We start from the raw sequence: 26427 nt of genomic DNA, 5'->3' as shown, positions 1-26427 counted from the left end.
AGCCTGCGCTTTCCAGCCCGCCTTTCGTCACCTCTTGATGCCGCTCAGGCGGCGAGCTTGAAGGGCTCGATCTCGCCCGAGAGGTACAGCTTCTTGGCCTTGGCGCGGCTGAGCTTGCCCGAACTGGTGCGCGGCAGGCTCTTGGGCGGGACCAGTTCGACCACGCAGTTCATGCCGGTGATCGAGCGGACCTTGTCGCGGATCTGCTCGCGCAGTTCGAGGCGCTTGTCCGGATCGGAAACGCGGCAGTGGACCAGCACGGCGGGGGCTTCCTCACCGTTTTCGGTCTCCACCGAGAATGCGGCGATGTCGCCGTGGTTGAAGCCGGGAAGCTGCTCAACGGCCCACTCGATGTCCTGCGGCCAGTGGTTCTTGCCGTTGATGATGATCATGTCCTTGGCGCGGCCGACGATGAACAGGTAGCCATCGGCCATGTAGCCCATGTCGCCGGTGTCCAGCCAGCCGTCGACCATGCATTCCGCGGTCGCTTCGGGATCGCGGAAGTAGGAGTGCATGACGCTGGTGCCGCGGCACCAGACCTTGCCGATCTTGTGGTCGGCCAGCGACTGGCCCTTTTCGCCGCGGATCACGACTTCCATGTCCTTCACCGGCTTTCCGCAATTGACGATGGCGCGGTAGCGCGCCGGGCGCGAAAGGTCGCGTGGGCTGCCGGACAGGCGCTCTTCCTCGACCAGTTCGACGCAGATGCCTTCGCCCGGGGGCATGATGGTGACCGCGAGAGTCGCTTCCGCGAGGCCGTAACTGGGCAGGAACGCGGATGCCTTGAAGCCGGCATCGGCAAAGGCGTTGACGAAGTTCTGCATGACGTCCGGACGGATCATGTCGGCGCCGTTGCCGGCGAGCCGCCAGCGGGACAGGTCGAAGCGCTCGGAAACCGCGGTCTGCGTGGAGATGCGGCGGGCGCAAATGTCGTAGCCGAAAGTCGGAGAATACGAGATCGAGGTGCCCTGGTTGCGGGTGATCAGGTCCAGCCATGCCAGCGGGCGGCGGGCGAAGTCCTCGGTCTTGAGGTAGTCGCCCGAGACCTGGTTCGCGATCAGCGAGAGGAAACAGCCGACCAGGCCCATGTCATGGTACCAGGGCAGCCAGGAGATACAGCGGTCGCCTTCGGTCACCTGCATGCCATGGCTGTGCGCGGCAAGGTTCGACATCAGCGAACGATGCGTAACCGCCACACCGTGCGGGAAACGGGTCGAGCCGCTGGAGTACTGCAGGTAGCAGATGTCGTCCGGGCTGGGGCTCGGCAGCTCGCATGGCGCCGCGTCCTTGGCAGCGAAGTCCGCCCAGGTGGCATGGCCGCAGCCCTGGCGCTCGGCGGCCGCCGAGGTCAGGGTGGAAATCTCGTCCGGCCCCACGAGCATCGTCGGGTCGGCGCTGGAAAGCTGGACGGCGAGCTGCTCGATGTAGTTGTCCTTGCCGCCGAAGCTGGTTGGCAGCGGCAGCGGCACGGGCCAGGCACCGGCATAGACGGCGCCACAGAACAGAGCGGCAAAATCCGGCCCGGTTTCCGCGATCAGGGCGACGCGGTCGCCCGGTTTCACGCCGCGGGCCACGAGGGCATAGGCGACGGTAATGGAATCTTCACGCAATTGGCTGAAAGGATAAACCTGCTTCAGCGTGCCGCGCGGATCGTGGAAATTGAAGCCGCGCTTGCCCTTCGCCGCGTAATCGAGCGCGTCGCAAAAGGTGTCGAAATCCGCCAGTCGACGCGGCAGGGCGTCGTCGTTCGGCGTCGCTGCAAGTGCCTGATTCAAATTCGGCACCATGCTGATGGTGTCGGCCATGTCGTCTAACCCGTTGTTGTTATACATTTAATTCTGCAAAGAGCCGCGCTTCTAGCCGGTACTTTCTGAACCGGAGATAGCTGACTTCTCCCGCTTGCCACCACGCGCACTCCCCAATCTGAGCCGAGTGTGGCACGAATAGGGCAAGATGTCCGTCAAGCGTCGCAATCCCCGTCCCCTTACGTCCGCCCGTCTGGAAGAGCTGGCGCTCGCCTATGTCGCGCGCTTTGCGACGACGCAAGCGAAGTTGCGCGGTTATCTCCAGCGCAAGGTGCGCGAACGGGGCTGGGAGGACGAGGGCCCGCCGCCGATCGAGAACCTGGTGAACCGCTATGCCGAGCTGGGCTACGTGGACGACGAAGCCTGGGCGCGGATGAAGGCGGGCAGCTTGCTGCGGCGCGGCTATGGGACGCGGCGCGTGGCCGAAGCGCTGGGACACGCGGGCATCGAGGAGGATGTGCGCGAGGACATGCGTCCGCCCGAAGCCGAGCAGCGGCGCGCAGCGCTCGTCATGGCAAGGCGGCGGCGGTTCGGGCCGTACGCGGTGCAGCCGATCGACAGGCCTGTACGGGAAAAGCAGCTCGCCGCGATGCTGCGGGCCGGTCACCCGCTCGACATTGCCCGCAGGATCGTCGATGCCACCGATCCCGACGAGGCCGAGGAGTGGGCCGAGTCGGCTTGCGGAGATGAATGAGTGCGCCTGACCATACCTATTGCCGCCGTTTTTCTGCTGTCCCTGGCTGCCTGTTCGCAAGGCGGCCCCGAAGCAGCTGCCAGTGCGGCCACGCAGCAGACCGCCGTGCATCCGGTATCGGGCTTGCCGGTCGTGCCGCTGACCGTCACCTCCGACGGCAAGGCCCACACTTTCCAGGTCGAGGTCGCCAGGACCGAGGCCGAACAGGCCAAGGGCCTGATGTTCCGCACCGAGATGGGCTCCGATGAAGGCATGATCTTCCCCGAGGACCCGCCGCGCCGTGCCGCCTTCTGGATGCGCAACACGGTGATCCCGCTGGACATCATCTTTATCGGCACCGATCACCGGATACTCAATATCGCCGCCAATGCCGTGCCCTATGACGAGACGCCGCTGCCCTCCACGGGCGTCGCGGCCGGGGTTCTGGAACTCAATGGGGGACGCGCCGCCGAACTGGGCATCAAGCCCGGTGACAAGGTGGAGTGGTAGGACGCCTCAGTCGTCGTGCCAGGACAGCGGGCGGGCCACGTGCTCAAGCGGCTTGCGGGCGCTGTCCATGCCGAAGCGCCACGCCGCTGCCGCAGCCAGGATCATCAGGGCGGCGGCGAAGACATAGCCGCCCAGCACTTGCAGGCGCGATCCGCTCTCGATGAGCAGACCGAAGACCCAGGGGGCAAGGACCCCGCCTATGCCCGTGCCCAGTGCATAGAACACCGCGATCGCGAGGGCGCGGATTTCCAGGGGGAAGCTCTCGGCGACGGTGAGATAGGCCGAAGAGGCTGCGGCCGAGGCAAAGAAGAAGGTAAGGCTCCAGCACAGGGTCTGGGTCGTCGCATCCAGCATGTCGGCGGCAAACAGCATTCCCGTCGCCGCGAGAAGCAGGCCGGAGACGCCATAGGTCATCCCGATCATCTGGCGCCGGCCAACGGTGTCGAACAGCCGCCCGAGAATGAGCGGGCCGAGCACGTTGCCGGCGGCGAAGGGAAGCACGTACCAGCCGACGTCCGCAGAGGGCACGCCGTAGAAATCGCTGAGCATCAGGGCGTAGGTGAAGAAGATGGCGTTGTAGAGGAACGCCTGCGAGGCCATCAGCAGCAGGCCCAGCGCGGCACGGTGCGGGTAGGTGTGCAGGAGTGTGGTGAAGACTTCGCGCAGCGGCGTGAAGCGGCGGGCCCTGAGGCGTACCTTCTGGTCGACCGGATCGAGCTCGTGCCCGCTCGCCGAGACCCGGTGTTCGATATCGCCGACGATGGCCTCTGCCTTGTCGGCATGGCCGTGGGTGATCAGCCAACGCGGGCTTTCGGGCAGGTGGCGGCGCAGGAAGATGATGGCCAGGCCGGTCACTGCGCCGAACATGAACGCGAAGCGCCAGCCCAGGTCCACGTGCAGCACTTCCGGATCCAGCACGATGACGGCGACGCTGCCGGCTACCGCGGCGCCGATCCAGTAGCTGCCGTTGATGACAAGATCGGTCCAGCCCCGGTGCCGGGCGGGAATGAGTTCCTGGATCGCCGAATTGATGGCGCTGTATTCGCCGCCGATCCCGGCGCCTGTGAGAAACCGCATCAGCGCGAAGCTCGGCAGGTCCCACGTAAAGGCCGTGCCGGCAGTCGCCGAGAGATAGAGCAGCAGGGTTACGGTGAAGAGCTTCTTGCGTCCCATCCGGTCCGTCAGCCAGCCGAAGAACAATGCGCCCAGCACGGCGCCTGCCAGATAGGCGCTGTTGGCCAGGCCGACGTCGCTGGCGGTAAACTGCAAGGTCGGGCTTTCGCGCAGGGCGGGGGCCACGGACCCGGCCAGCGTGACTTCCAGCCCGTCGAGGATCCAGGTGATTCCCAGAGCGACGACAACGAGCCAGTGAAAGCCCGCCCAGGGCAGACGATCGAGGCGCGCGGGGACGTCGGTCTCGACGATCCGCGCGGGATGCGGCTCATGATTCATCGCCGATAGCCTATCCGCAGCCCGGCGGAGGCGCAAATGCGGGCGCCACGTCGCGGCTGGGCTCAACACGCTTGCCTTGGCGCAGGGGGAAAGGTAACGCGCGGCTCATGGGAATCCTCGGCAAGATCTTCACCTGGTGGGACGGCGCCACCATCGGCACCTCGATCTGGAGCGCACGCCACGGCGAGCATGTCGGCACCGACGCGCAGGGCAACAAGTACTATCGGGCGAAGAAGGCGAAAACGCCCGAGGGCTACGAGAAGCGCTGGGTGATCTACGCCGGTTCCAACGATGCCAGCAACGTGCCGTCCGAATGGCACGGATGGCTGCACCACTCCTATGACGAGGTTCCCGAAAGCCATCTGCCGCCGCCGCGCATCTGGGAAGTCGACTATACGCCCAATGCGACCGGCACGATGGCCGCCTACCGTCCGCAGGGCGCGCTCGAGCGCGGTGGACGCCGGGCAGCGGCGACGGGGGACTACGAAGCCTGGTCGCCGGACGCCTGAAGATTTTGCTCGTGAAGCGGGCCTCCGCCAGTCTTGCGCTGATCGCTTCGCTGTCGCTGCTTGCGGCATGTGGGGGCGGTGAGCCCGGCCCCGACGCCGAGGAAACCGCGGTGCCCGACGCCATCGCCGGGATGCAGGCCGGCCCGGCACAGGCCGAAAAGGGCCAGCGACTCGGGACACCGAACAAGGACCGCGTCGTCACCCTCGGCGTGCTCAACAAGCGCAACAATCTCACCCAGGACCTAGTGATGAAGCCGGGCGATTCGAAGCGTCTCGGCAATCTCGTCGTGAAAGTGGCGACCTGCGAAAAGACGCTGCCCTGGGAGCATCCCGAGGAAGAAGGCGCTTTCGTGCAGGTCTTCGTGGAGGAGCGCGCGACGGCGAAGGAAAAGCTGGCCTGGCACAAGGTCTTTTCGGGCTGGCTTTTCAAGAACTCACCCGGCCTCAACGTCGTGGAACACCCGGTCTACGATGTCTGGGTCAAGGATTGCGCGATGAACTTCCCGGGCGTGGACGCCGGTCCCGCGCCAGCTGCATCCTCGCGAAGCGCGGCAAACGCTTCGGGCAGCTCAAGCACGTCTCCGCCCCCAAGCGGTGCCGGCGCCGACTGAGCCGAGTTCAGCAGCGTGATGTAGCGCTTCTGGCTGATCTCGACGGCGCCGAGCGAGGCGAGGTGCGGCGTGATGAACTGGCAATCGAGCAGGCTCGCATGGGCGCGTCGCATGGCGGCGACCAGCCAGGCCAGGGCGACCTTGGATGCATCGCGGACCAGACTGAACATGCTTTCGCCGCAGAAGACGCCATCAAATCCCACGCCATAGAGCCCCCCGACGAGTTGCCTGCTGCCGTCCGGACCGTTCTGCCAGCACTCGACAGAATGGGCGTGGCCCAGCTCGTGCAGGTGTTCATAGCTGGCCTGGATGCGATGGCTGATCCAGCTTCGACCGTCATCCTCCTCGCCGGCAGGTTCGCGCGGGGCAGCGCAGGCATCCATCACGGCCGAAAACGCGGAGTTGCACGTCACTGTGAAGCGCTCCCGTCGCAACGTGCGGGCCAGCGATCGCGAGAGGTGAAACTTGTCCAGAGGCAGGATTGCTCTCAGGCGCGGCTCGACCCAGAAAATCTCCGGGTCGTCGCGGCTGTCCGCCATGGGAAAAATCCCGCTCCGGTAAGCCAGCAGGAGCAGGTCGGGTTCGATCAGGTCGGCGGCGCGGGGGGCATGCATCGGCGGCATCATAGCAAAAGGGGCGGGCTGCGAATATCGTATCCCGGCATGAAGGGAAATCTTCGTGCGTTCACGGGCGCGCAATCCGCCCTTGTAATCCTCCCCGTCTGCCTCTAGAGGCTCCCGGCGCCTGCAGGAGTGTAGCTCAGTTGGTAGAGCATCGGTCTCCAAAACCGAGGGCCGCGGGTTCGAATCCTGCCACTCCTGCCAGCCTTCCCCGAAAGCCCGTACAGCAAGCCACGTGGAATTTGCGACGAGGCGTGATCGCGTATAGCCTGCTTGGGCTTTGCCTACGGGACGGGGGCATTTAGGACGGCGGCGTTTCCGGCGAGTCGTTTCTTGAGAACGGCCCGCTCGGGTGTCGACGTTGCGGGGAAAGATACAGTCGCACATGCACGGAACGGCGAAGCCTGAGGCGAGCGAGGGAGCCAGCGCGAACGAAAGCACCGACGCAGGCGACGTCGTCTATCGCAGGAAGCGCGATGCCGCCTTCTGGCTGGGGCTGGCGCTTTCCTTCCTGGCCTCGCTTCCCGCAGTCGTGGCCTGGGCGCCGCAGATGACCGACTATCCTTCGCACCTTGCGGGATACAAGGTTCTGCTCGATCACGGATCCGATCCGTGGCTCACCTATTACTTCCTGTTCGACTGGGAATGGACCGGCAATCTCGGTGCGGAGCTGCTGATGGTGCCGCTCGCGCCGATCTTCGGGCTGGAGCAGGCCGGGCGGCTGATCGTCGCCATGATCCCGTTCCTCACCGGCCTTTCGATCATGGCGGTGGCCTGGAGCCTGCGCAAGAATATCGGCGTGGGCGCGATCCTGGCTTTCGCGATGATCTGGTCGCCGTCGCTGCTGATGGGCTTTCTCAACTATTCGCTTTCGCTGGCGATGGCGCTGTTCGCCTTCGCGTTGTGGGTGCGCATGGAGGGCTCGGCCTGGCGGCACATCGTCTTCGTTCCGATCTCGTTTGCCGTGTGGCTATGCCATGTATCCGGTTGGGGAATCATGGGCGTGCTGGTGTTCGGATACGAATGGACCAAGCGCCGCGACTGGCGCGATTGGCGCCCGTTCGCAAAGCCCTGGCCGCTGATCTTCCCGCTGGTGCCGATGCTCGCGGGGATGGGAGCCAATTCGCAGGTGTCCTACGGGCGCTGGGGCGTGCTCGAATACAAGTGGGCCATCCTCTACAAGGCGATGCGTAGCTACGATCAGGTGTTCGACATTGCCAGCCTGTGCCTGGTTCTGGCGGTCCTGGCCTTCGCGCTGTTCACCAAACGGATCGACGGCCGCGCCGGCTGGGCTGCGCTGTTGCTGTTCATCCTGACGTTGATCGTGCCGCGCCAGATCTTCGGCGGCGACTATGCCGATTACCGACTCAGCACCGCTGCGCTGCTGGTCGCATGTCTGGCGATCGACTGGCCGGTTTCGCGCTGGGGACTGGCTCTCGCGGGCCTTTTGTTCACGTCGCGGACCGCCGTGACGACGATGGTCTGGTATCACGATGCCCAGACCGCCAAGCAGATGATCGGCGCACTCGATCACGTGCCCGAAGGCGCCAAGGTCGCCACGGCCGTTGCCATTCCGCGGATGCAGTGGCGCTTCGGTCCGTTCGAGCACTTCGGCAGCTATGCCGTGGTCCGGCGCAGCGCCATGGAGAATTCCAACTTCGCTCTGCCCGATGTGCATATGCTGGCCATGCGCGAGACCAGGTATCGTTTCAACGATCCCACCCAGCGCATTCTCTTTTCGCCCAACCAGCGCATCGACCTCAGGAAGTTCAAGCCGGCGCGCCACGCGGACTACCTTTGGTTCATCGGCGACGTGCATCCGGTGGCGGTGCCCGACGGGGCCCATATCATCTACAGCACACCCAATTCGTTCCTGGCGCGCATGCCGGACGCGGTGGACCTTGCAAATCCGGCAGACGGAAGCTAAGTCCCCAATTCCTTCCGACATAGGAACAGCAATCTGCCCCTCCCGGTCCCGACCGGGGCGGCGATGGCCCCTAGCCGGAAGCGACGAGAATTTTTGCTCAGGCATCAGGCAAGAGATACGAAGGCAACTGACATGGCCAAGATCAATCCCGGCGAATTCATGCGTCAGGTCCAGTCGGAAGGACGCAAGATCTACTGGCCCTCGCGCCAGGAGACGGTGACGACGGCGATCTTCGTGGGCATCATGACGGTGCTGCTCGCCACCTTCTTCCTGGGTATCGACGCGCTCTTCGGCTGGGTCGTCAGCTCGCTGCTGTCGCTGCTGTGATCGCCTGAAAACCGACTAGATAGAGAGAATCATGGCCCGCTGGTACATCATCCACGCCTATTCCGGCTTCGAGAACAAGGTGAAGGAAGCGATCCTCGCCGAAGCTGAACGGATGGGGCTCTCGCAGCTCGTCGAGGACATCCAGGTGCCCTCGGAAACCGTGACCGAAGTGAAACGCGGCAAGAAGGTCCAGGTCGACCGCAAGACCATGCCCGGCTACGTGCTCGCCAAGCTGACGCTGAACGACGACATATACCACCTTGTGAAGAACACGCCGAAGGTGACCGGGTTCCTCGGTGCCAGCGGCAAGCCGCAGGCGATCAGCGAATCCGAGGCCGCGCGTTATTTCGGCGCCGCCGAAGCCGCCGCTGCCGCACCGCGCCAGCAGGTCAGCATCGACTACGAGATCGGCGATTCGGTCAAGGTTCTCGACGGTCCGTTCGCCAGCTTCAACGGCGTGGTCGAGGAACTCGATTTCGACAAGAACCGCGTCAAGGTTTCGGTGTCGATCTTCGGTCGCGCGACGCCGGTGGAACTCGATTTCGAGCACGTCGAACTCAGCAAGTGATCCTTTCTCGTTCCGGCACGCGCCGATCGGGCGCAGGCCGGGGCGAATTAACCTGATAATTACCATGTCTGCCTACCTGTCCTGTCATGTCGGGGACGGATACAGACGCACTGCCGGTTGGCACGGGTGCATGCACGCGGTTGCCGCAGCTTGACGGCCTGCGTGGGCTCGCCGCTTGTGGTTTGGCCTTTCTCTATCATCCCCAGTCGCTCTTTACCTCCGAAGCGCTGGCCGGTGCGCCGCGTCCCTTGCTCTGGTTCCAGACCTGGGGCTGGACGCTGGTCGACCTGTTTTTCCTGATTTCCGGCTACATATTCGCGCACGTCTATCTTCAGGACGGAGCGCTCTCACGCGATCGGCTCGCCAGCTTCGCGGTCGCCCGCGTGGCTCGCCTCTATCCGCTGCACCTGTTGACCCTGCTGTTCTGCGCGGTGTTCTTTTTCGCCGATCCCGCCAACACCGGCTTAGCCTTCCTGGCGCATCTGTTCATGCTCCAGGCCTTCGTTCAGCCGGTGGCGCAGACGTTCAACGGACCCAGCTGGTCGATATCCATCGAGGCTGTCTGCTATGTCCTCTTCGCGCTTGCTGCCGTCGGTGGCCGACGGACGCTGCGCTGGGTAACGCTGATCGCCATTTTCGGATCCATCGCGCACTTCGTGCTGGCGGGGCGGCCGGGCGGCCCATGGGTGGGCGACGGCCTGCCGCGCGGCCTGCTCGGGTTCTTCCTGGGGCAGATGATCTGGCACTTGCGCCACCGACTCGCCGATGCACCGAAAATGATGCTCGCCTGCCTGTTCGTGTTCGGGCTCGCCCTCGACATGGGGCAGCGAAGCTCGCTGCTGCCCCTTGCCCTCTATGCCTGGCCCTCGCTGCTGCTGCTGGCAAGCCGTGTACAGTGGATGGGGAGTGCGCCGATGCGCTGGCTTGGCGATCGCAGCTATGCCATCTATCTCGTGCACTTTCCGATGCTGGAACTGGTCGAGCGTTGGTGGGGGCCGTTGGGCGGCGGGATCGGCACCGTCTGGGCGGTGACCGCCGCTTTCGCGTTGGCCGTCCTGGCGGTGGCGGACATCAGCTATCGAGTGATCGAGGTGCCTTCGCGCCGGATGATCCGCGATGCATGGGCCCGGCATCGGGGAGCCGTTAAGGCTCACCCGGCCAGCCCCGCCTGACAGATCCGAATACGCCTCTTTCCTTTTGTTCCGAATTCGGTTAGGGGCGCCCACTTCGCGGCGGCCTGCGGATTTCCCGGGGCCGAAGCGATTCTCGTGCGGGAGGGCGCTCAGGCGTCTGTTCGACCGCTTAACATGAGCTTTTGCCTCGGACCATGTTCGTGCGCAGGAGCGATAGTGTGAAAGGAGGCCTCTCGTGGCCAAGAAAATTGAAGGCTACATCAAGCTGCAGGTGCCTGCCGGCGCCGCCAACCCCTCGCCGCCGATCGGCCCCGCCCTGGGTCAGCGCGGTGTGAACATCATGGAATTCTGCAAGGCGTTCAATGCCGCCACGCAGGAGATGGAAAAGGGCATGCCGATCCCGACCATCATCACGGTCTATGCGGATCGCAGCTTCACGTTCGTCACCAAGACGCCCCCGGCTTCGTTCCTCATCAAGAAGGCCGCCAACCTCAAGTCCGGCTCGAAGGAGCCCGGCAAGGTGTCGGCCGGCAAGATCGCTCGCTCGAAGCTGAGCGAAATTGCCGAGATGAAGATGAAGGATCTCAACGCCAACGATATCGAGGCTGCGACCAAGATCATCGAAGGTTCGGCCCGTGCGATGGGCCTCGAAGTGACGGAGGGCTGATCACATGGCAAAGCTGACCAAGAAGCAGAAGTCGCTGAACGAGAAGCTGGGCGACAACATGAAGCTCTACGCCGTTGGCGAAGCGCTTCAGACCCTGCGTGACCTCAAGACCACCAAGTTCGATGAGACCGTTGAAGTCGCGATGAACCTGGGCGTCGATCCGCGCCACGCCGACCAGATGGTCCGCGGCATGGTTTCGCTCCCGGCCGGTACCGGCAAGACGGTTCGCGTCGCCGTGTTCGCCAAGGGCGACAAGGCCGAAGCCGCAACCGCGGCTGGTGCCGACAAGGTGGGTGCCGAGGACCTCATGGAAGACATGCAGGCCGGCAACCTCGACTACGACCGCGTCATTGCCACCCCGGACATGATGGGCGTCGTTGGCCGTCTCGGTAAGCTGCTGGGTCCCAAGGGCCTGATGCCGAACCCCAAGCTGGGCACTGTCACCCCGAACGTGGAACAGGCCGTGAAGGACGCCAAGGGCGGCCAGATCGAGTTCCGCGTCGAGAAGCAGGGCATCATCCACGCCGGCATCGGCAAGATGTCGTTCTCGGACGACGATCTGAAGAAGAACTTCGACGCGTTCGTCGATGCCATCGTCAAGGCCAAGCCGTCGGGCGCCAAGGGCAAGTACGTGAAGAAGATCGCGCTGTCCTCGTCGATGGGCCCCGGCCTGAAGATCGATACGACGGAAGTCGCCGGCGCCTGATTTTCAGAGCACCGAGCGAACAAGAAAGAGGCCGGAAGGGAAACCTTCCGGCCCTTTTCTTTTGTCCTTGGCGGCGCCTGGCGGAATCCGCTGACCGACCGGGGAGTCGGCTGTTTCGAAGCCGGCCTTGCATCGCGAAATTGCTGCGGAGGCGAGTTCCGATTGTAACAAAATGTTTCACTATTGCAAGGCATTTGCAATAGCGTTAAGCGCGGCCCCGCATCGAAAATTAGGCAGATGAGGGGGATTCATGAAACACAAGCTATTGATGACGGCTGCGGCGCTCGCGCTTCCGGGAACCGCGCTCGCCGACGAAGCGGCGGGCGAGAATGAGCCCACCATCCTGGTGACCGGCGAGTCTGAGGGGTACGTCACGATCGACTCGGCGACGGCCACGAAGACCGACACGCCGCTGATCGACGTTCCGCAGACGATCAATGCCGTCACTCGCGAGCAGATCGAGGATCAGGCGCACCGCAGCCTCGCCGATGTGCTGCGCTATGTGCCCGGGGTCACCATCGGGCAGGGCGAAGGCAACCGCGACCAGATCACGCTTCGCGGCCAGAACACGACTGCAGACTTCTTCCTTGATGGGGTGCGCGACGACGTCCAGTATTTCCGCAATCTCTACAATATCCAGCGCGTCGAGGTGCTGAAGGGGCCCTATGCCCTGATCTTCGGCCGCGGCGGTGGCGGCGGCATCGTCAACCGTGTCCAGAAGACTCCATCGGCGGAGCGCATGTTCGTGGCCGGCGAGGCCAGCATCAACACGTTCGGCGCCTGGACCGCATCCACCGACGTCAACATGCCGGTCGCAGAAGGCGCCGCATTCCGGCTCAATGCATTCTACGAGGAACTCGACAGCAACCGGGACTTCTACGAAGGCGATCGCTACGCGGTGAATCCCTACGTCGCGTTCGAATTCGCGCCGGGGTGGAAGGCCGGCCTTTCCTACGAATACGTCCATGACGACCGGGTCACCGACCGCGGCGTTCCCGCGCTGGCCTGTGCCCAGCCCTGCACACCGGGGCCGCTGCCGGGGCATCGCGACACGTTCTTCGGCGTGCCCGGCGTCAACCGGACCGGGATCGAGGCTCACATCGTCAAGGCTCGTCTCGACGGTGAACTGACCGAGCGCCTGAACTGGTCGACCACCGTCCTTTATGGCGACTACGACAAGTACTACACCAACGTCTATGCCAACAGCGCGGCAACGGCGGTGGACGGCACCGTGTCCCTTCGTGGCTACACCGATCCGACCACGCGCGAGAACTTCATTGCCCAGACCAACCTGGTCGCCGACGTCAATCTAGGCGGTATCGCCAACCAGATCCTGCTGGGCCTCGAATACGGCGATCAGGACTCGACCAACCAGCGGCGCAACGCGGAGTTGTCGAGCGACACGCTCGACCTTTCGAACATCGTCTACCCGACGGTGACGTTCCCCGCGCTGAGCCGCAATCGCGCCTCGAACGTCGAGTTCCTTTCCGCCTATGCGCAAGACCAGATCAGCTTCGGCGACCATGTCGATCTCGTCGTCGGCATTCGCTATGATCGCTTCGAGATCAACGGCACCGACTTCCAGGACAACAATCGCGTCTTTGGCCGCACCGACGAGAAGTGGTCGCCACGCGTCGGCCTGATCGTGAAGCCGCGGGAAAACATTTCCATCTACGGCAGCTACAGCCAGTCGTTCCAGCCGCGGTCGGGCGACCAGTTCCTGTCCCTGTCGACCAGCGACGAGGATTTGGCGCCGGAAAAGTTCACCAATTACGAGGTCGGCGCGAAGTGGAACATTCGCCCGGATCTCAATCTGACGGTGGCCGCGTTCCAACTCGACCAGACCAATGCCACCACCCCCAACCCGGCCGATCCGGCAACGAGCATCGTCGCCGGCAAGACCCGCACCCGCGGCGTCGAGCTTGCACTGGCCGGTCAGGTGCTGCCCGGTTGGCAGGTAAGTGGTGGATACACGTATCAGGACGCCAAGCTGCGCGGGAACGATTTCGTCCGCCTCGGCCAGGTGCCCGAACACCAGTTCGCGCTGTGGAACAGGTACGATTTCAACCGCTCCGTCGGCGTCGGGCTGGGCATTGTCCACCAGTCGAGCCAGTTCGCGGCCAACCGTACCTCCGCGACAACCACGCGCCTCCCGGGCTTCACCCGGATCGACGCGGCCATGTTCTACACCGTGAACGAAGCGTTGGAGCTGCAGATCAATGTCGAGAATGCTCTCGACGAGACCTATTTCGCCGCCGCGCACAACAACAACAACATCACCCCGGGCGCGCCGATCAACGCGCGCTTCACGGCCCGGGTGAAATTCTGACCCAAAGGGGCAGCCCACCGCAGGAATGGCTCTGCCTTTCCTGCGGTGGGCGTCACCGCGAAACAGAGCGGATGTCTATCGCTACTGCAGAGGCGCGCTCAGGCTTGCGCGTGCGCGCTCCCGATCGGTGGCGAGTTTCAATGCCAGGCCCCGGAAGCGCGGATCGTTTGCAATGGCCGAGAAGGCCGGGTCGTCGAACAGAGTTCCAATGAACGGGGCCTGCGTTATCATGTCCACTTGCGGCCAGCCCTGGCGTATGCCGCTCTCCAGTTTCTCTATTGCCGTTTTCCTGTCTCCGGACACGGCTGCCAAGCGGGCCTGATCGACAAGGAAGCCTGCCGGAACGTGCGTCTGGTTCTGGGTGGAGGAGACGATCTTGACCGCTTCCGTCTGCACGAGGTTCGCAAAGAGCGGATCCTGCATTTCGCGCGATGCGAGCATCAGGTATGGTGCCATGTGGACGAAAATGAGCGGGTCGCCGTTGCATGCATGTGCCTTGTCCCGAAATTCCTGCGGCGTGGCGAAGGTGTTCCGCCAAAGCGACAGCATTTCCGCGCCTCGGCGTTCGTTCAGGTAGATTATCGGGGTGATGCCGATGCCGAGGTAATAACACCAGAATTCGCTCGGTGATATTCCCGACCGCTTTAGATCCTCGCGTGTTGGCGCTTGGCCCGCGAGAATATAGCGGGTCATCCCGGCGGGCGATGCCGGCGGGGCCTTGGGACGAGGCAGGAGGCCGAGGTAGGCCCGGGCAACAAGGCTGTATCGATTGCGCTCGAACATCTCCCCTTGCGTCCCGTCGATCGCCGCCTGATCGGCGGCCCGAACAAAACCCGTCCAATTCCCATGCCGCAAGGCCATCCATGCTTGCGCCATGTTCTGCTGGGCCGGGTCGGTGGACGCCTGGATCGTTTCCTGGTCGATACGATCGGCAAGGTCGATCATGCCCAGGGAATCCGCGGCAGTCGACGCCTGCGCCGAGCGTCTCCATGTCGGGTCCACGTTGTGTGACTGAATGATCGCGTCGAGCCCTTGCTTGAACCGGCCCTGTTGGGACAGCTCGTTGGCGAGCCACAGCCATGCTTCCGCGTTGTCGGGGGCCAGCTCGGTCGCCCTTCGCAGGTGTTGCAGCCGCAGCTGCGGGGTCCTGTCGAGGGAGCCCAGAACCGCGTGGGCTTCGGCATTGCCGGCATCGAGGGTGATCGCGTGCCGGGCATGTTCCGCAGCCTCCAGTCGCATCTTGCGATCATCGTCGACCGCGTTGCAGGACGCCAAGAGGAATTCCGCCTTGGCAAGTGCGCTCCATCCTTCTGAGAAGGTCTGTTGCCGAGCGACGATCGTTTGAAGGACATGCCGGGCATCTTCCATGCGGTCAGGATCCCGGCTGCGGATCATGCCGAGCGCGCTCAGGTAGAGCGAGTAGGTGGATTTATCGATCCCCTGCCGCTTTCCTGCCGGGGCAGGTGGCGCGCCGCCTCCCAATGCAGAACATATTTCATTGGCAACCCGCCGGGGCAGGTCGTCGACGAGCGATTGCGAGGTGGCAACGCGCGCCTTCCAGACCTGCTCGCCGGAGGCCGCATTGGTCACGCTGCCGTCCAGGTAGATACGCGAGCCCGTACGAACGAGTTGGCCGCGCATCACGAAGCCGGCGCCAAGCCGGCGTCCGAGCTCGAGCAAGGAGGATGTATTATCCTTAGGATCTTCCATGCCGCGATTTCCGATGATCCGAATGCCGGTGCAGTGCGCAAGTTCCCTGCGCATCTCCTCTTCGAAGCCGCGTGCAAAGAAGCCGTCGCTGCGTTCGGTCATGGGGGCGATGAGCAGTGTATCCGTGTTCGCGGCATCGCGCCCCCGCGCCAGCCACGCGGTGAGGGTAACGGCCGCGACCGCCAACACTGCGGCGGCGAACAACGATCTCGTCCATGCGGGGAAAGGCCTATCCTTGCCGGAGAGGCGCGAGGACGATTCCGGCATTTCGTTCACTGTCGCAGGCGCCTGTGTTTCGTCCTCGGCGTCTTCCCCCGTCGTCAGCAGCCGGTAGCCGACCTTGGGGATGGTTTCGATCCAGGGGACCTCGCCTGCCACTTCGCGCAGTGTCGCGCGCAGAAGGGACAGGATCCGGTTTATCGATGCATCGCCCACGATCCGGCCGTTCCAGCACGTGGCCATCAGGTCGTCACGCGACAGGATCGTGCCTGGTTGCTGTGCAAATGCCAGGAAAACCTGCATGACCTTGGGTTCGACCGACTGCGTTCCAAGCGGCCCGGACATGCGCCTCAGGGCCGGTTCTACATGGAGGTTGCCGAGTTCGAATGCGCTGGCATGGGCAAGATCGATCGCTCCACGGCATGGGCCTTGTGGATCGGCGGTTTTGTCAGGAGCCGTGTCGATCGAATCCCAAGTCAACGTCTCTCCCCTTTTGCGGCAGCATAAGTCAGGAGATGTCGTTTCCTAAGAGAATTAACAAACAATCTATCAAAGATCAGAAGATCATAAGCATTTCATAAGGTTCAAATCAGTCCGCCTTGGTGACGCTTTGGGCCGCGATGGCGGATCATGTCCATCGTTCCGATTCGAAACACGAGGTCGCCGAAGTTCGGAATTCGACAGCACTTGCGGACCGTACTTCCGCAACTGCGGATCTCAGGACCTATTCGGAGGACGGATCATGAACAAGCTTGCAATTACAATGGTTTCGGCAGTGGCCGCGTTCACCACGTGCGTCCCTGCGCAGGCACAAATGCGCGAAGAGGCCACCTACACGGTGGAGTATGGTGACCTGAACCTGAATAGCGATCAGGGCGTGGCAGCGCTCGACTACCGGTTGCATCGCGCTGTTGCGGCTGTCTGCGGCCAGGTGAACATCCGCGACCTCGGCCAGGTGCGCGATATGCGCCGCTGCAAGGACGAGGCGTGGGCCTCGGCGAAAGATCAGCGGGAATTCGCGCTCGCCCATCGCAACGACGCCAGTGCGAAGCGCATCGCGGTGCGCGGGCAATAGCCGATCGTCCCAGGCAGGTGTGTCCCTCGGATGGTCTCACCATCCGGATCTTGCGGGCGGCCACGTGCCGCCCGTCCTTGTGGCGTGCCTGCCCGGTTTCCTGTGATCACCTATCCGCGCCGGCGCTTGCGTTCCCCGTTTACCTGCGAACGATTCCCATGTATCGACATGCTGTACACCTGTTCAGCATGCCTCTGGGAGAAAGCGCCTGTCATGGCTATCCACTTTGAAAACATTAAGGAACATATCGGTTCGCGGGTCTCGTGGGATGACCGCAGCGACCTCTTTGCGCCCGAAGCTGCAAAGGCGATTCGCGAGAAGGTGGCCGAGCGCACCGTGCTGGTGTTTCCAGAACTGAACCTCACCGACGAGGAACAACTGGCGATTACTAATGCGATCGGCCCGAAGATGCGGCTGACCAACACCACGAATGTCCAGTCTAACGACGAGGACGTCTACCAGGTCACTCTGGACGAGAAGATCAATCCGCAGCCCGAATACGTGCTGGGCACTTTCTTCTGGCATATGGACGGCATCACGGTGGACATGCCGCCGCCCTTCGCGACGCTGCTTTCCTGCCGCATCGCGCCGGACAAGGGCGGCGAGACGGAGTTCGCCAGCACCTACGCCGCCTACGCCGGCCTGCCCGAGGACGAGAAGCAGGCGCTGGAGGGTCTCAAGGCAGTGCACTCGGTCAGGGCCAGTCTCTCTCCGATTGCCGATGCGATTCCCGAAAAGCACCGCGAGCGCGTGCTGGGTATCGGTCTCGTCAAGGAACATCCGCTTGTCTGGACGCACGACGACGGACGCAAGTCGATGGTCATCGGCACGACCGCCGACCACATCGTCGGCATGGATATTCCTGCCGGCCGCGCAATGCTGATGCGCTTGCAGGAATGGGCTGCCCAGCCGGCCTACTCGCTGCGCCATAAATGGAAGAAGGGCGATTTCGTGATCTGGGACAACACCGGCGCGATGCACCGGGCAATCCCCTACGACAAGTCGACCGGCCGCATGATGCACCGCACTTCGATCGCCGGCGCTGAGGCGGTTGCCGCCTGATTCCGACCTGCCGGCGGCTTCGTCTAGAGGCTGTCGGCTAGGTTTGCGGCCGTATAGCACTCGATGAGGTAGGCCAGCGGACGACCGTCGGGCAGAATCAGCACTGCGCGGTGCGTGGAAATTGTGCCTTCGGGGCAACCCTCCGCCTGGCCGCGCACGTTTTCAAGAGGCTGCCGGCGAAAGCCCAGAGGCGCGACGACCTTGCCGAACGGGGCGTCGCTGGCATCGAGGGCCGCGTTCATTTCCGGCGTAAGGCGTGCGGGCACATACCAGTTCCATGCAACCGACAGCACGGTCTGCCCGCATGTCAGCTTGACGTTGCGCATGGCAACGGACTCGCCTTCGCGCAGTTCCAGATGCGAGACGACTGCAGCGGGCGGTTCTCCCACGCGCGCCTTGCTGCCATGGGCGGTGACCTGCGCCGGATCGGCAAAGCCGCGCGTATTGCACCACTCCTCAAGCGCGAGCGTGGCACTGTCGTGGCGCCGCAGCACGGCCTCGAAGGCCTCTATGGTCGGTTGGGCGGGGTGTTCCATTGCGGGGGCTGCCATCGCTACGATCGGCACGAGCAAATCAGATACCCCCGGCGATCGCAGGCTTGTTTAGCGCTTCGAGCCCGCGCACAAGCGCCCGGGTGCATGCGGCCAGGTCCGCGGCATTCACCGATCGGATCACGAAGTTCGCGCCGGTCTTGCCCTCGGCCCAGAACGGATAGGAGCCGATCTGGCAGGTATCGAACTCCTTCTCGGTTTCGCGCAGCAGGTCCGCCACCTCGCTTTCGCCGACCCAGCATCCGATCGTCTCCGAAAGCAGCGGGGCTCCGCCTTCCAGCTGACCTGAAAGCGCATCGAGCATACCGGCCGTGATGCTGGGCACGCCAGCCATGATGAATACGTTCTCGCAGCGGATACCGGGGGCTCCGGTATAGCGGTTCGGGATCAGCGTTGCGCCCTCCGGCGTACGCGCCATGCGCAGGCGGGCATCGCTCAACCCACCACGGGTATCGTAATACCCTTCGAGGATGGCCCGTGCTTCCGGATGGACGATCACCGGCACGCCGAGCGCTTCGGCGATAGCATCGACCGTGATGTCGTCATGCGTGGGGCCGATGCCGCCGGTGGTGAAGAGATAATCGTTGCGGGCGCGCAGCGTGTTCACGGCTTCGACGATCGCGTCCACCTCGTCTGCGACGACCCGTACTTCCTTGAGGCGGATGCCCTGGACCTGGAGCCAGGTCGCGACCTGGGCGATATTCTTGTCGTGGGTGCGGCCGGAGAGAATTTCGTCGCCGATCACGACAAGGGCGGCAGAATAGATTCGCGGAGCACTGGCCATGGCGACTCGCTAGGGCAATTGCGCCGCCGGGGCCAGAGGTTCGCGACGGGGTGTCCTGCCAAAACGCAGGTTTCCGTCATCGATCGGGGCCTCCCTGAGGGCCCGGCGATCCCCCAGCCAATCATGGCTCAGCCGCCATGGGCCGTCGGCGGCGCTTTTTGGGATAAGGCCGCGTCCGCGATTGAGGTAGCCGGAACTGAAGCCGTCGAGCGGATCCGCCTCCGTCAGCCCGTGATCCGCCGGAAGGTGAGGCGTGACGGTGTCTGCGTCCCAGGTGTCCATCTGGGCCAGCAACCGGCACAACCATGTCGCCACGGTATCGACGCGGGCCGTCCAGGCGGCGTTGAGGTAACCGAACAGCGCCGCGAAGTTCGGCACGTTCGAAAACATGCAGTTGCGATAATACCAGTGCTGGCTGAAATCGACCGGCGTACCGTCCAGCGAAACCGTCATCTTGCCCAGCGTGGCCAGCTTCAGACCGGTTGCCGTCACGATGACATCGGCCTCGACGAATTCCCCGTCGTCCATGTGCAGACCGCCGTCGGTGACACTGTCGATGGTACCGGTGACGATGCGGGCATGGCCTTCACGAAGGGCAGTGAAAAGGTCGCCATCGGGCACGAAGCAAAGGCGCTGTTCCCATGGGCCATAGGGTGGCGCGAAGTCCCGGTCGGCAAACTTCGGTCCCATCTCCTTCTTCACGCGATTCAGCAGATACTGCGATACATCCTGCGGATTGCGGCGCGATTGCCTGAAGAGCCAGTATTGCAGAAGGTTGTTGCGCAGCCTGATCAGGGCGTAGGCCCAACGCGACGGCAGGAATCGGCGTAGGAGCAGAGCCAGCCGGTCACGGCCCGGTTCGGCATAATACCAACTCGGCGTGCGCTGGACCATCGTGACCCGCGCGCCGGCCTCCGCGAGGGCGGGCACGAGGGTGACCGCGGTAGCTCCCGAGCCGACGACTGCAATGCGCTTTCCGGAGGGATCGAAGTCCTGCGGCCAGAATTGCGGATGCAGCATCTCGCCGCGGAACTGGGCGATTCCAGGGATCGCCGGGTCATGCGGAGTGTCGTAGTCGTAGTACCCCGAGCCGGCAAAGACGAAGCGGGCACGATAGTCTTGCGGTCCGTCCGGGGTGTCCGCTCGGACCGTCCACAGCCGGGAGGTACTGTCCCAATCGGCACGGCGAACCGTGCGGCGATAGCGGATCGCATCGAGCACTCCGTGATCGCGCGCGACGTCATGTAGATAGCTCAGGATCTCCTCGCCTCTGGCGACAGCACGGTCTCCGGTCCAAGGCGCGAACTCGAAGCCCAGCGTGTACATGTCGCTGTCAGACCGGACACCCGGGTATCGGAACAGGTCCCAGGTGCCGCCAAGCCGTTCGCGACGTTCAAGAATGGCGAACCGCTTTCCCGGCAATCGGCGAACGAGATGCGCGGCCATGCCGATGCCGGAAATGCCGGCCCCGATGATAAGGAGGTCTAGAGGAGGCTCGTCCTGACTTTGCACACAGGCGTCATAGCGCAGGCTCCCGGCAAAGCATGAAAAAAGAAAGGGCCGGTCCGAGGACCAGCCCATGGAAGTTTTTTGGGAGAGGATGCCTGAAAGGCCCGATCCTTATGCTCGATCGCCACCCATGCTGCAAATGCGAAAAGGTTCAAACAAGTTGCAAAACGTGCAACTTTGAAGCGCACGAACACCTGGCCCTGTGTCGCCAGCGGCATGACGAAAAAAAAGGGCCGGTCCGAGGACCAGCCCTATGGAAGTTTTTTGGGAGAGGATGCCTGAAAGGCCCTTCCGATATGCTCATGGGCTCCGGTTCGCGCAAATGAGAAAACCTTTGCTGCAGTTGCATGATTTGCAACTATATATCGTAGCTCCGATAGCGACTACCGCGCCGAGATTACGCCGAAGAGGTCGTGCTCGTCCGCGTCTTCGATGATAACATCAACAATATCACCGACTTGCAGATCGCCACCGACCTCCCGAAGAAAGACGTTTCCGTCGATTTCCGGAGCATCCGCCTGTGAGCGGCCGGTTGCGCCGATGTCGCCTTCCTCGTCCGGTTCGCCGACTTCGTCGATGATTACGGGCAGAGTGCGGCCAACTTTCGCAGCCAGCTTCGCGGCGCTGATCGCGGCGGTCCTTTCCATGATCCGGGCGTAGCGCTCTTCCTTGATCTCTTCCGGTACGGCACCTGGCAGATCATTGGCGGCGGCACCGTCGACCGGTTCGAAGCGGAATGCTCCGACGCGATCGAGTTGCGCTTCGTCCAGCCAGTCGAGCAGATACTGGAAGTCCGCTTCGGTCTCGCCGGGAAAGCCGACCACGAAGCTGGACCGGATGGCAATATCGGGGCAGATCTCGCGCCAATTGCGGAGCCGCTCGAGCACCTTGGCTTCGTTGGCCGGTCGCTTCATGGACTTCAGCACCGATGGCGCGGCGTGCTGGAAGGGAATATCCAGGTACGGCGTCAGCAGCCCTTCGGCCATCAGCGGGATCACCGCATCGACATGCGGGTAGGGGTAGACGTAGTGCAGCCGCACCCAAGGGCGGCGGCCCTGCGCATCGGTCAACTGGCCGAGTTCGCGCGCCAGATCGGTCATGTGGGTGCGGACCGGATGATCCTTCCACATGCGCTCCTCGTGCTTCACGTCGACGCCGTAGGCCGAGGTGTCCTGGCTGATAACGAGCAGTTCGCGGGTGCCTGCCTGAACCAGCTTTTCCGCCTCGCGCAGGACGGCGTCGATCCGGCGGCTCGCCAGCTTTCCGCGTAGCGATGGGATTATGCAGAACGAGCATGCGTGGTTGCATCCCTCCGAAATCTTCAGATAGCTGTAGTGACGCGGAGTCAGCTTCACCCCGGCTTCATCGTAGGCCTGTGGAATCAGATCCACGTAGGGGCTGAGGTCTGGCGGAGCGGCATCATGCACGGCTTCCACGACGGCTTCGTACTGGTGGGCACCGGTGACGGCGAGGACCTGCGGAAACTTGGCGCGGATCGCGTCGGCTTCGTTGCCCATGCAGCCGGTCACGATGACGCGGCCGTTCTCGGCCATCGCTTCGCCGATGGCGGCAAGGCTTTCTTCCTTGGCGGAATCGAGAAAGCCGCAGGTATTGACGAGCACGACATCGGCGCCGGCATAGTCCGGGCTCATGCTGTAGCCGTCCGCACGCAGGCGGGTGAGGATGCGTTCGGAGTCGACAAGCGCCTTGGGGCAGCCGAGGCTGACCATGCCGACCTTGGGCGGGGAGGGAATTTCTATGGCCATGGGATGGCGCGCCCGATACGCTGAAAGAGCTCGAGAGTCACGAAAAACGCGAACAGAGCGCATCGACCACGAAAAGCAGCGTCGTCGAGAGCATGCGCAAGCGCTGCCGTCGGCATTGGACAAGCCCCGTGGGGCCGCGCAACAGGAAGAGACATAAAGGGGAGAAGCAATGGGTCCTGTAAACTGGCTGGCCGTATTCCTGGCCGCGGCACTCGCTCTGGCGGTCGGACTGGTATGGAACGGGCCACTCTTCCGGACTGGACGGCAGTTGCTTCCCGGCAATTCGGAGCGGGGTGGGAACTACGCCCTGGTCGGCGCGGTGTTCCTGTTGAGCGCAATCATGCTGGGCCACAATTTTGCGCGGATCGGTGCCGAGACGCTGGCTGTCAAACCCTGGCTCTATTTCATGCAGACCGGGGGCATCGCCATTGCCTTCGTGATCCCGGCGGTCTGGCTTACGCACTTGCGCAACCGCACCGAGCCGATGCGGCGGATTATCGATTGTGCGTTCTGGCTCGTCGCCTATCTTGCGATGGGCCTCGTGTTCTGGGCCCTAGCCTGACGGAAGGCTGGCGGCGATCTCCACGATCACGTCGCCTTCCTGCAACACGTGTGCGTCCGGCTCCCAGAAGCCGATCTCGCGGCCGCTGCGATATATCCTAAGCCCCTTTCCCGTGCCGATCTGTTCGAGAGGCCTTCCCACCTCTTCCGGCAGGACGTTGCGCTCGATGAGCTGAACGCGCCCCGTCACGGAGGCGAGGTCGGCCAGGTATTCGGAAATATGCTGCCCTTCTGCCGAACCGGCGAGCAGCAGCCCGGTAAAGCGCACTGGATTGATGACGTTGTTCGCCCCGGCCTGCCGCGCCAGCAACTCGTTGTCGTCCGCGCGCACCACCGCGGTAATGGGTACGTTTGGAGCGACATGGCGGGCGGTCAGAATGATGAGGATCGTGGTGTCGTCGCGGCCTGCCGATACGAGCACGGTGCGCGCGGCCTGGATCCGCACTGCCTGCAGCGTGTCATCGCGCGTGGCGTCGCCCTCCATGACGTTGCACCCCGCCTGCTCGGCAAGGGCAAGGCGCTGGGGGCTGGGGTCGATCACCACGATGCACGACGGATCGGTTCCCCGTGCAATGAGTTCGGCGACCGATTCGGAGCCGCTGACGCCATAGCCGAGGACCACGATGTGATCCGAGAGGTGTTCCTGGATACGCTTCATTCGCCAGGTCTCCCAACTGCGCTTGATGATGAAGTTGTAGGCGGTGCCGACGAAAAGGTAGATCACCGCCAGTCGGATCGGCGTGACGATAACCGCCTCGACGAGCCGCGACTGGTCGCTGACCGGCGCGATATCGCCGAAGCCCGTGGTGGTGATCGAGATCATCGTGAAATAGACGACGTCGAGGAAGCTGACGACGCCGTCGTGAGTGTCGTTGAGCCCGTCCCGGTCCATCCAGTGGACCATGACGACGATGAATACGAGCGCGAGAGCCGCACCCAGGCGGAGCGCCACATCGGCCCACACGGGCACCGAAAGAGCGCGGCGCAGCGGCTTGAAAAGGGAAGGCGGTGGCCGCTTTCTCGACATCGGGAAAGACCTAGGGGGCCTTGGGCAACTCGTCCAGCGGATCGACGGGCTTGCCGTCCTGGCGCACTTCGAAATGCAGTTCGTTACCCTTGGCAAGCCCGGTGTCGCCGACCAGGCCGATCCGCTCGCCGGCGGCAACCTTGGCGCCTTCCTTCACGGTGATCCGGCTGAGGAAGCCATAGGCGGTGTACCAGCCGTCGCCATGATCGATCACGACGAGGTTGCCGAACTGTTCCTTTTCCTTGCCGGCGAACTTAACCGTGCCGGTGGCGGCGGCACGGACCATGGTGCCCTTCGCCGCCTGGATGTCCAGCCCGTCGTGATAGTCGCTGCCCGTGGCATAGCCGCGCCGGATCGGTCCGCTGACCGGCCAGCCGAAACGTGGCATCTTCGCAGGGGCGGGGGCCTGGGCAGCTTTCGGAACCGGCGAGGGATTGAACTTGGAGGCGCCCGTCTGGGGTGGGTTGAGCAACGTGGGAATCAGCAGGTCCTGCCCCGCCTTCACCGGCGCGTCTGCCTCCATGCCGTTGGCAAGCGCGATCTGTTCCCACGGCATCCCGTATTTCATCGCAATCGAGAAGCCGGTGTCGCCGCTGGCGACCGTGTAACGCCGGGTGCGCGGGATCTGCAGCTTCTGGCCGACCCTGACAATGAAGGGCGGTTGCAGTCCGTTTGCCTCTGCAATCAGGACGCGGGGCACCTTGGCGCGCGCGGCAATACCGCCGAGCGTCTCGCCCGCTTCGACGACATGGACGCTTTCGGTTTCCGGGGAGCCGCTAGCGGCCGTCGCTGCGGGCTGCCGTGTCTCAATGACGCGCGAGGCCGTCCGCGGCGCATTCTCGCCCGGAATGGCGAGCTTCTGCCCAGCCCTGATGATGTATGGCGGCTCGATGCCGTTGGCTTCGGCCAGCGTGGCGGAAGCCACGCCTGTACGGTTGGCGATGCCGCTCAGCGTCTCGCCCGGCTCGACGATGTGAAAGCCTGCCCTGTCCTGTCTGCTTGCCGTAGGGGTGGTGACGGGTGCCGCCTGCCCGGGAAGTGTCAGCTTCTGTCCGACGCGGAGCGGGAAGGGCGGCTTGAGACCATTTGCTTCGGCAAGCGCGGCAGACGACACTCCCGCCCGATTGGCAATACCGTTCAGGGTTTCTCCGGGTGCGACGACGTGGACCCCGGCTGTCGCCGATGCCCGGGCGCGGCTTTCCGAGCCGACATTGTCTCGCGGGATGGCGAGCTTTTCACCGATCCGAACGACATAGGGCGGCTCCAGTCCATTGGCCTTGGCGATCGCCTCGGCCGAAACGCCGGCGCGGTTAGCGATGCCGTTGAGGGTTTCGCCGGATTCCACCACGTGGACAGCTTCTTCTGCCGGAGAGAGTGCCAGTGCCGATGTCGCCATGGTTACAGGCACCAGAGCAAGAGCCACTCCGGCGAGAAGACGCGCGCCTCTCATGTCCGATAAATCTCCGTCAACGGGTCAAGCGAGTCCTGGTGAGTCAAGTCAATCTGCAGCGGTGTCACAGAAACAAAGGCCCCGGCAATCGCTTCAAGATCTGTATCGCTTCCTAAAGTGTGTTCTATGCCATGTAACCCGAACCAGTAATAGGGGAAACCGCGCGGATCTGTTCCTTCCACAACCGATCCGCGTGCATAATCGTGGAACCCCTGGCGGACCACGCGAATGCCCGCGACTTGATCTCCGGCCACAGGCGGAAAATTGACATTGATAAGCGTACGCGGCGCGAAGGGCGCATCGAGCAGCGGTCTGAGCACCTTTGCACCCCATTGTTCGGCTGCGGAGAAATCCACGTCGTTGCCGACGCCTTCCTTCGAATAGACCTGGCTGAGGGCCACCGCGCGAATGCCCGCCAGCGCGCCCTCGAATGCCGCAGAGACGGTCCCCGAATACGTGACGTCGTCGCCCAGGTTCGCCCCGCGATTGACGCCCGAGAGGATCAGGTCCGGCGGCCCGGGCAGGATCTTCTTCAGGGCCATCGTCACGGAGTCGGTCGGCGTACCGCTGACCGAGAAGCGCCGCTCGGCATGCTGGCGCATCCGCACCGGCCGGGTGAGCGTGAGCGAGTGGCCTGCGCCCGACTGTTCCTCGCTCGGCGCGCAGATCCAGATATCGTCCGAAAGCTGCGCGGCGATCTTTTCCAGAACGTAGAGGCCCGGTGCGTTGATGCCGTCGTCGTTGGTGAGGAGGATGCGCATTGGTTGTGGCCTCTCGTTCAAAAATCTGTCCGGGCCGTTCGTGTCGAGCGAAGTCGAGACACGATAGCGCCGGTCTTGCGTGTCTCGACTTCGCTCGACACGAACGGTTCTGGGC

Annotated in this window: 24 protein-coding genes, 1 tRNA gene and 1 pseudogene; 15 read left to right on the top strand and 11 right to left on the bottom strand. The window is 63.6% G+C overall.

Annotated features, from left to right (window positions below; all coding sequences use genetic code 11):
• Positions 1–44: 44 nt before the first annotated feature.
• Complete coding sequence (locus LK12_RS01550) at positions 45–1805, bottom strand: fatty acyl-AMP ligase (RefSeq protein WP_039278468.1); 1761 nt, start codon at positions 1803–1805, stop codon at positions 45–47.
• Positions 1806–1953: 148 nt separating this feature from the next.
• On the opposite strand from LK12_RS01550, the gene LK12_RS01545 reads away from it, so the two are divergent.
• Both LK12_RS01545 and LK12_RS01540 read left to right on the top strand, forming a co-directional pair.
• Complete coding sequence (locus LK12_RS01545; RefSeq protein ID WP_039278466.1) at positions 1954–2499, top strand: regulatory protein RecX; 546 nt, start codon at positions 1954–1956, stop codon at positions 2497–2499.
• Entirely contained in the window at positions 2500–2988 is a 489-nt protein-coding gene (locus LK12_RS01540; RefSeq protein ID WP_052223078.1) for a DUF192 domain-containing protein, read from the top strand.
• Positions 2989–2994: 6 nt separating this feature from the next.
• On the opposite strand, the gene LK12_RS01535 is transcribed toward LK12_RS01540, so the two are convergent.
• On the bottom strand, positions 2995–4440 hold the full coding sequence (locus tag LK12_RS01535; protein WP_039278462.1) for an MFS transporter: 1446 nt from the start codon (positions 4438–4440) through the stop codon (positions 2995–2997).
• Between the two features lie 107 nt (positions 4441–4547).
• Here LK12_RS01535 and LK12_RS01530 point away from each other — a divergent pair, with 107 nt between their 5' ends.
• The gene (locus LK12_RS01530) at positions 4548–4949 is read left to right on the top strand and encodes an NADH:ubiquinone oxidoreductase subunit NDUFA12 (protein ID WP_039278460.1); all 402 of its coding nucleotides are present in this window, start codon (positions 4548–4550) and stop codon (positions 4947–4949) included.
• Between the two features lie 11 nt (positions 4950–4960).
• On the top strand, positions 4961–5560 hold the full coding sequence (locus LK12_RS01525; protein WP_052223167.1) for a DUF2155 domain-containing protein: 600 nt from the start codon (positions 4961–4963) through the stop codon (positions 5558–5560).
• A gap of 44 nt (positions 5561–5604) precedes the next feature.
• On the opposite strand, the pseudogene aat reads toward LK12_RS01525, so the two are convergent.
• Positions 5605–6174, bottom strand: a pseudogene (gene aat / locus LK12_RS25060) (leucyl/phenylalanyl-tRNA--protein transferase); the annotation flags it as partial.
• Positions 6175–6308: 134 nt separating this feature from the next.
• Here aat and LK12_RS01520 point away from each other — a divergent pair.
• The 8 genes from LK12_RS01520 (at position 6309) to LK12_RS01485 (ending at position 13837) form a co-directional block, all read left to right on the top strand.
• Positions 6309–6384 (top strand) — tRNA-Trp (locus LK12_RS01520).
• Between the two features lie 181 nt (positions 6385–6565).
• Positions 6566–8107, top strand: coding sequence for a hypothetical protein (locus tag LK12_RS01515; protein ID WP_039278455.1), 1542 nt, complete (start codon positions 6566–6568; stop codon positions 8105–8107).
• A gap of 132 nt (positions 8108–8239) precedes the next feature.
• Complete coding sequence (secE, locus tag LK12_RS01510; protein WP_039278453.1) at positions 8240–8434, top strand: preprotein translocase subunit SecE; 195 nt, start codon at positions 8240–8242, stop codon at positions 8432–8434.
• Positions 8435–8465: 31 nt separating this feature from the next.
• Positions 8466–9002, top strand: coding sequence for a transcription termination/antitermination protein NusG (gene nusG, locus LK12_RS01505; protein WP_039278450.1), 537 nt, complete (start codon positions 8466–8468; stop codon positions 9000–9002).
• Between the two features lie 86 nt (positions 9003–9088).
• Positions 9089–10174, top strand: coding sequence for an acyltransferase family protein (locus tag LK12_RS01500; protein ID WP_052223077.1), 1086 nt, complete (start codon positions 9089–9091; stop codon positions 10172–10174).
• 196 nt (positions 10175–10370) lie between these two features.
• Entirely contained in the window at positions 10371–10802 is a 432-nt protein-coding gene (rplK, locus tag LK12_RS01495) for a 50S ribosomal protein L11 (RefSeq protein ID WP_039278447.1), read from the top strand.
• A gap of 4 nt (positions 10803–10806) precedes the next feature.
• Positions 10807–11508: a 50S ribosomal protein L1 gene (rplA, locus tag LK12_RS01490; protein ID WP_039278443.1), complete on the top strand. Its 702-nt coding sequence runs from the start codon at positions 10807–10809 to the stop codon at positions 11506–11508.
• A 250-nt stretch (positions 11509–11758) separates the two neighbouring features.
• Positions 11759–13837, top strand: coding sequence for a TonB-dependent receptor (locus LK12_RS01485; RefSeq protein WP_039278440.1), 2079 nt, complete (start codon positions 11759–11761; stop codon positions 13835–13837).
• An 81-nt stretch (positions 13838–13918) separates the two neighbouring features.
• Here the strand turns inward: LK12_RS01485 and LK12_RS01480 are convergent, their stop codons facing one another.
• On the bottom strand, positions 13919–16111 hold the full coding sequence (locus LK12_RS01480) for a winged helix-turn-helix domain-containing protein (protein WP_156135348.1): 2193 nt from the start codon (positions 16109–16111) through the stop codon (positions 13919–13921).
• A 397-nt stretch (positions 16112–16508) separates the two neighbouring features.
• Between LK12_RS01480 and LK12_RS01475 the strand changes: the two genes are divergently transcribed.
• Positions 16509–16841 carry a UrcA family protein gene (locus LK12_RS01475; RefSeq protein ID WP_052223076.1) on the top strand — a complete coding sequence of 111 codons (333 nt, stop codon included), beginning with the start codon at positions 16509–16511 and terminating at the stop codon, positions 16839–16841.
• A gap of 213 nt (positions 16842–17054) precedes the next feature.
• Entirely contained in the window at positions 17055–17903 is an 849-nt protein-coding gene (locus tag LK12_RS01470; RefSeq protein ID WP_039278435.1) for a TauD/TfdA dioxygenase family protein, read from the top strand.
• A gap of 23 nt (positions 17904–17926) precedes the next feature.
• On the opposite strand, the gene LK12_RS01465 is transcribed toward LK12_RS01470, so the two are convergent.
• The 4 genes from LK12_RS01465 to rimO all read right to left on the bottom strand — a co-directional run bounded on the left by LK12_RS01465 (position 17927) and on the right by rimO (position 22513).
• Positions 17927–18454, bottom strand: a complete 528-nt coding sequence (locus LK12_RS01465; protein WP_052223166.1) for a hypothetical protein — start codon at positions 18452–18454, stop codon at positions 17927–17929.
• A 22-nt stretch (positions 18455–18476) separates the two neighbouring features.
• Positions 18477–19238, bottom strand: coding sequence for a competence/damage-inducible protein A (locus LK12_RS01460; protein ID WP_039278432.1), 762 nt, complete (start codon positions 19236–19238; stop codon positions 18477–18479).
• A gap of 9 nt (positions 19239–19247) precedes the next feature.
• Positions 19248–20750 carry a flavin-containing monooxygenase gene (locus LK12_RS01455; protein WP_039280057.1) on the bottom strand — a complete coding sequence of 501 codons (1503 nt, stop codon included), beginning with the start codon at positions 20748–20750 and terminating at the stop codon, positions 19248–19250.
• 380 nt (positions 20751–21130) lie between these two features.
• The gene (gene rimO / locus LK12_RS01450; RefSeq protein WP_039278430.1) at positions 21131–22513 is read right to left on the bottom strand and encodes a 30S ribosomal protein S12 methylthiotransferase RimO; all 1383 of its coding nucleotides are present in this window, start codon (positions 22511–22513) and stop codon (positions 21131–21133) included.
• A 169-nt stretch (positions 22514–22682) separates the two neighbouring features.
• On the opposite strand from rimO, the gene LK12_RS01445 reads away from it, so the two are divergent.
• Positions 22683–23075 carry a DUF1761 domain-containing protein gene (locus tag LK12_RS01445; RefSeq protein WP_039278428.1) on the top strand — a complete coding sequence of 131 codons (393 nt, stop codon included), beginning with the start codon at positions 22683–22685 and terminating at the stop codon, positions 23073–23075.
• Here the strand turns inward: LK12_RS01445 and LK12_RS01440 are convergent.
• From LK12_RS01440 to surE, 3 genes are read right to left on the bottom strand one after another with little or no spacing between them, the layout of a single operon-like run.
• Entirely contained in the window at positions 23067–24101 is a 1035-nt protein-coding gene (locus tag LK12_RS01440; protein WP_039278426.1) for a potassium channel family protein, read from the bottom strand. The genes LK12_RS01445 and LK12_RS01440 overlap by 9 nt on opposite strands.
• 10 nt (positions 24102–24111) lie before the next feature.
• On the bottom strand, positions 24112–25551 hold the full coding sequence (locus tag LK12_RS01435) for a LysM peptidoglycan-binding domain-containing protein (RefSeq protein ID WP_082010289.1): 1440 nt from the start codon (positions 25549–25551) through the stop codon (positions 24112–24114).
• The gene (gene surE, locus LK12_RS01430) at positions 25548–26312 is read right to left on the bottom strand and encodes a 5'/3'-nucleotidase SurE (protein WP_039278425.1); all 765 of its coding nucleotides are present in this window, start codon (positions 26310–26312) and stop codon (positions 25548–25550) included. Before surE ends, LK12_RS01435 begins: the two co-directional genes overlap by 4 nt.
• Positions 26313–26427: the final 115 nt, after the last annotated feature.

The sequence above is a fragment of the Novosphingobium malaysiense genome (assembly GCF_000802225.1).
GTDB classification, from domain to species: Bacteria; Pseudomonadota; Alphaproteobacteria; order Sphingomonadales; family Sphingomonadaceae; genus Novosphingobium; species Novosphingobium malaysiense.
This window is presented reverse-complemented; position numbering and strand designations above follow the sequence as displayed.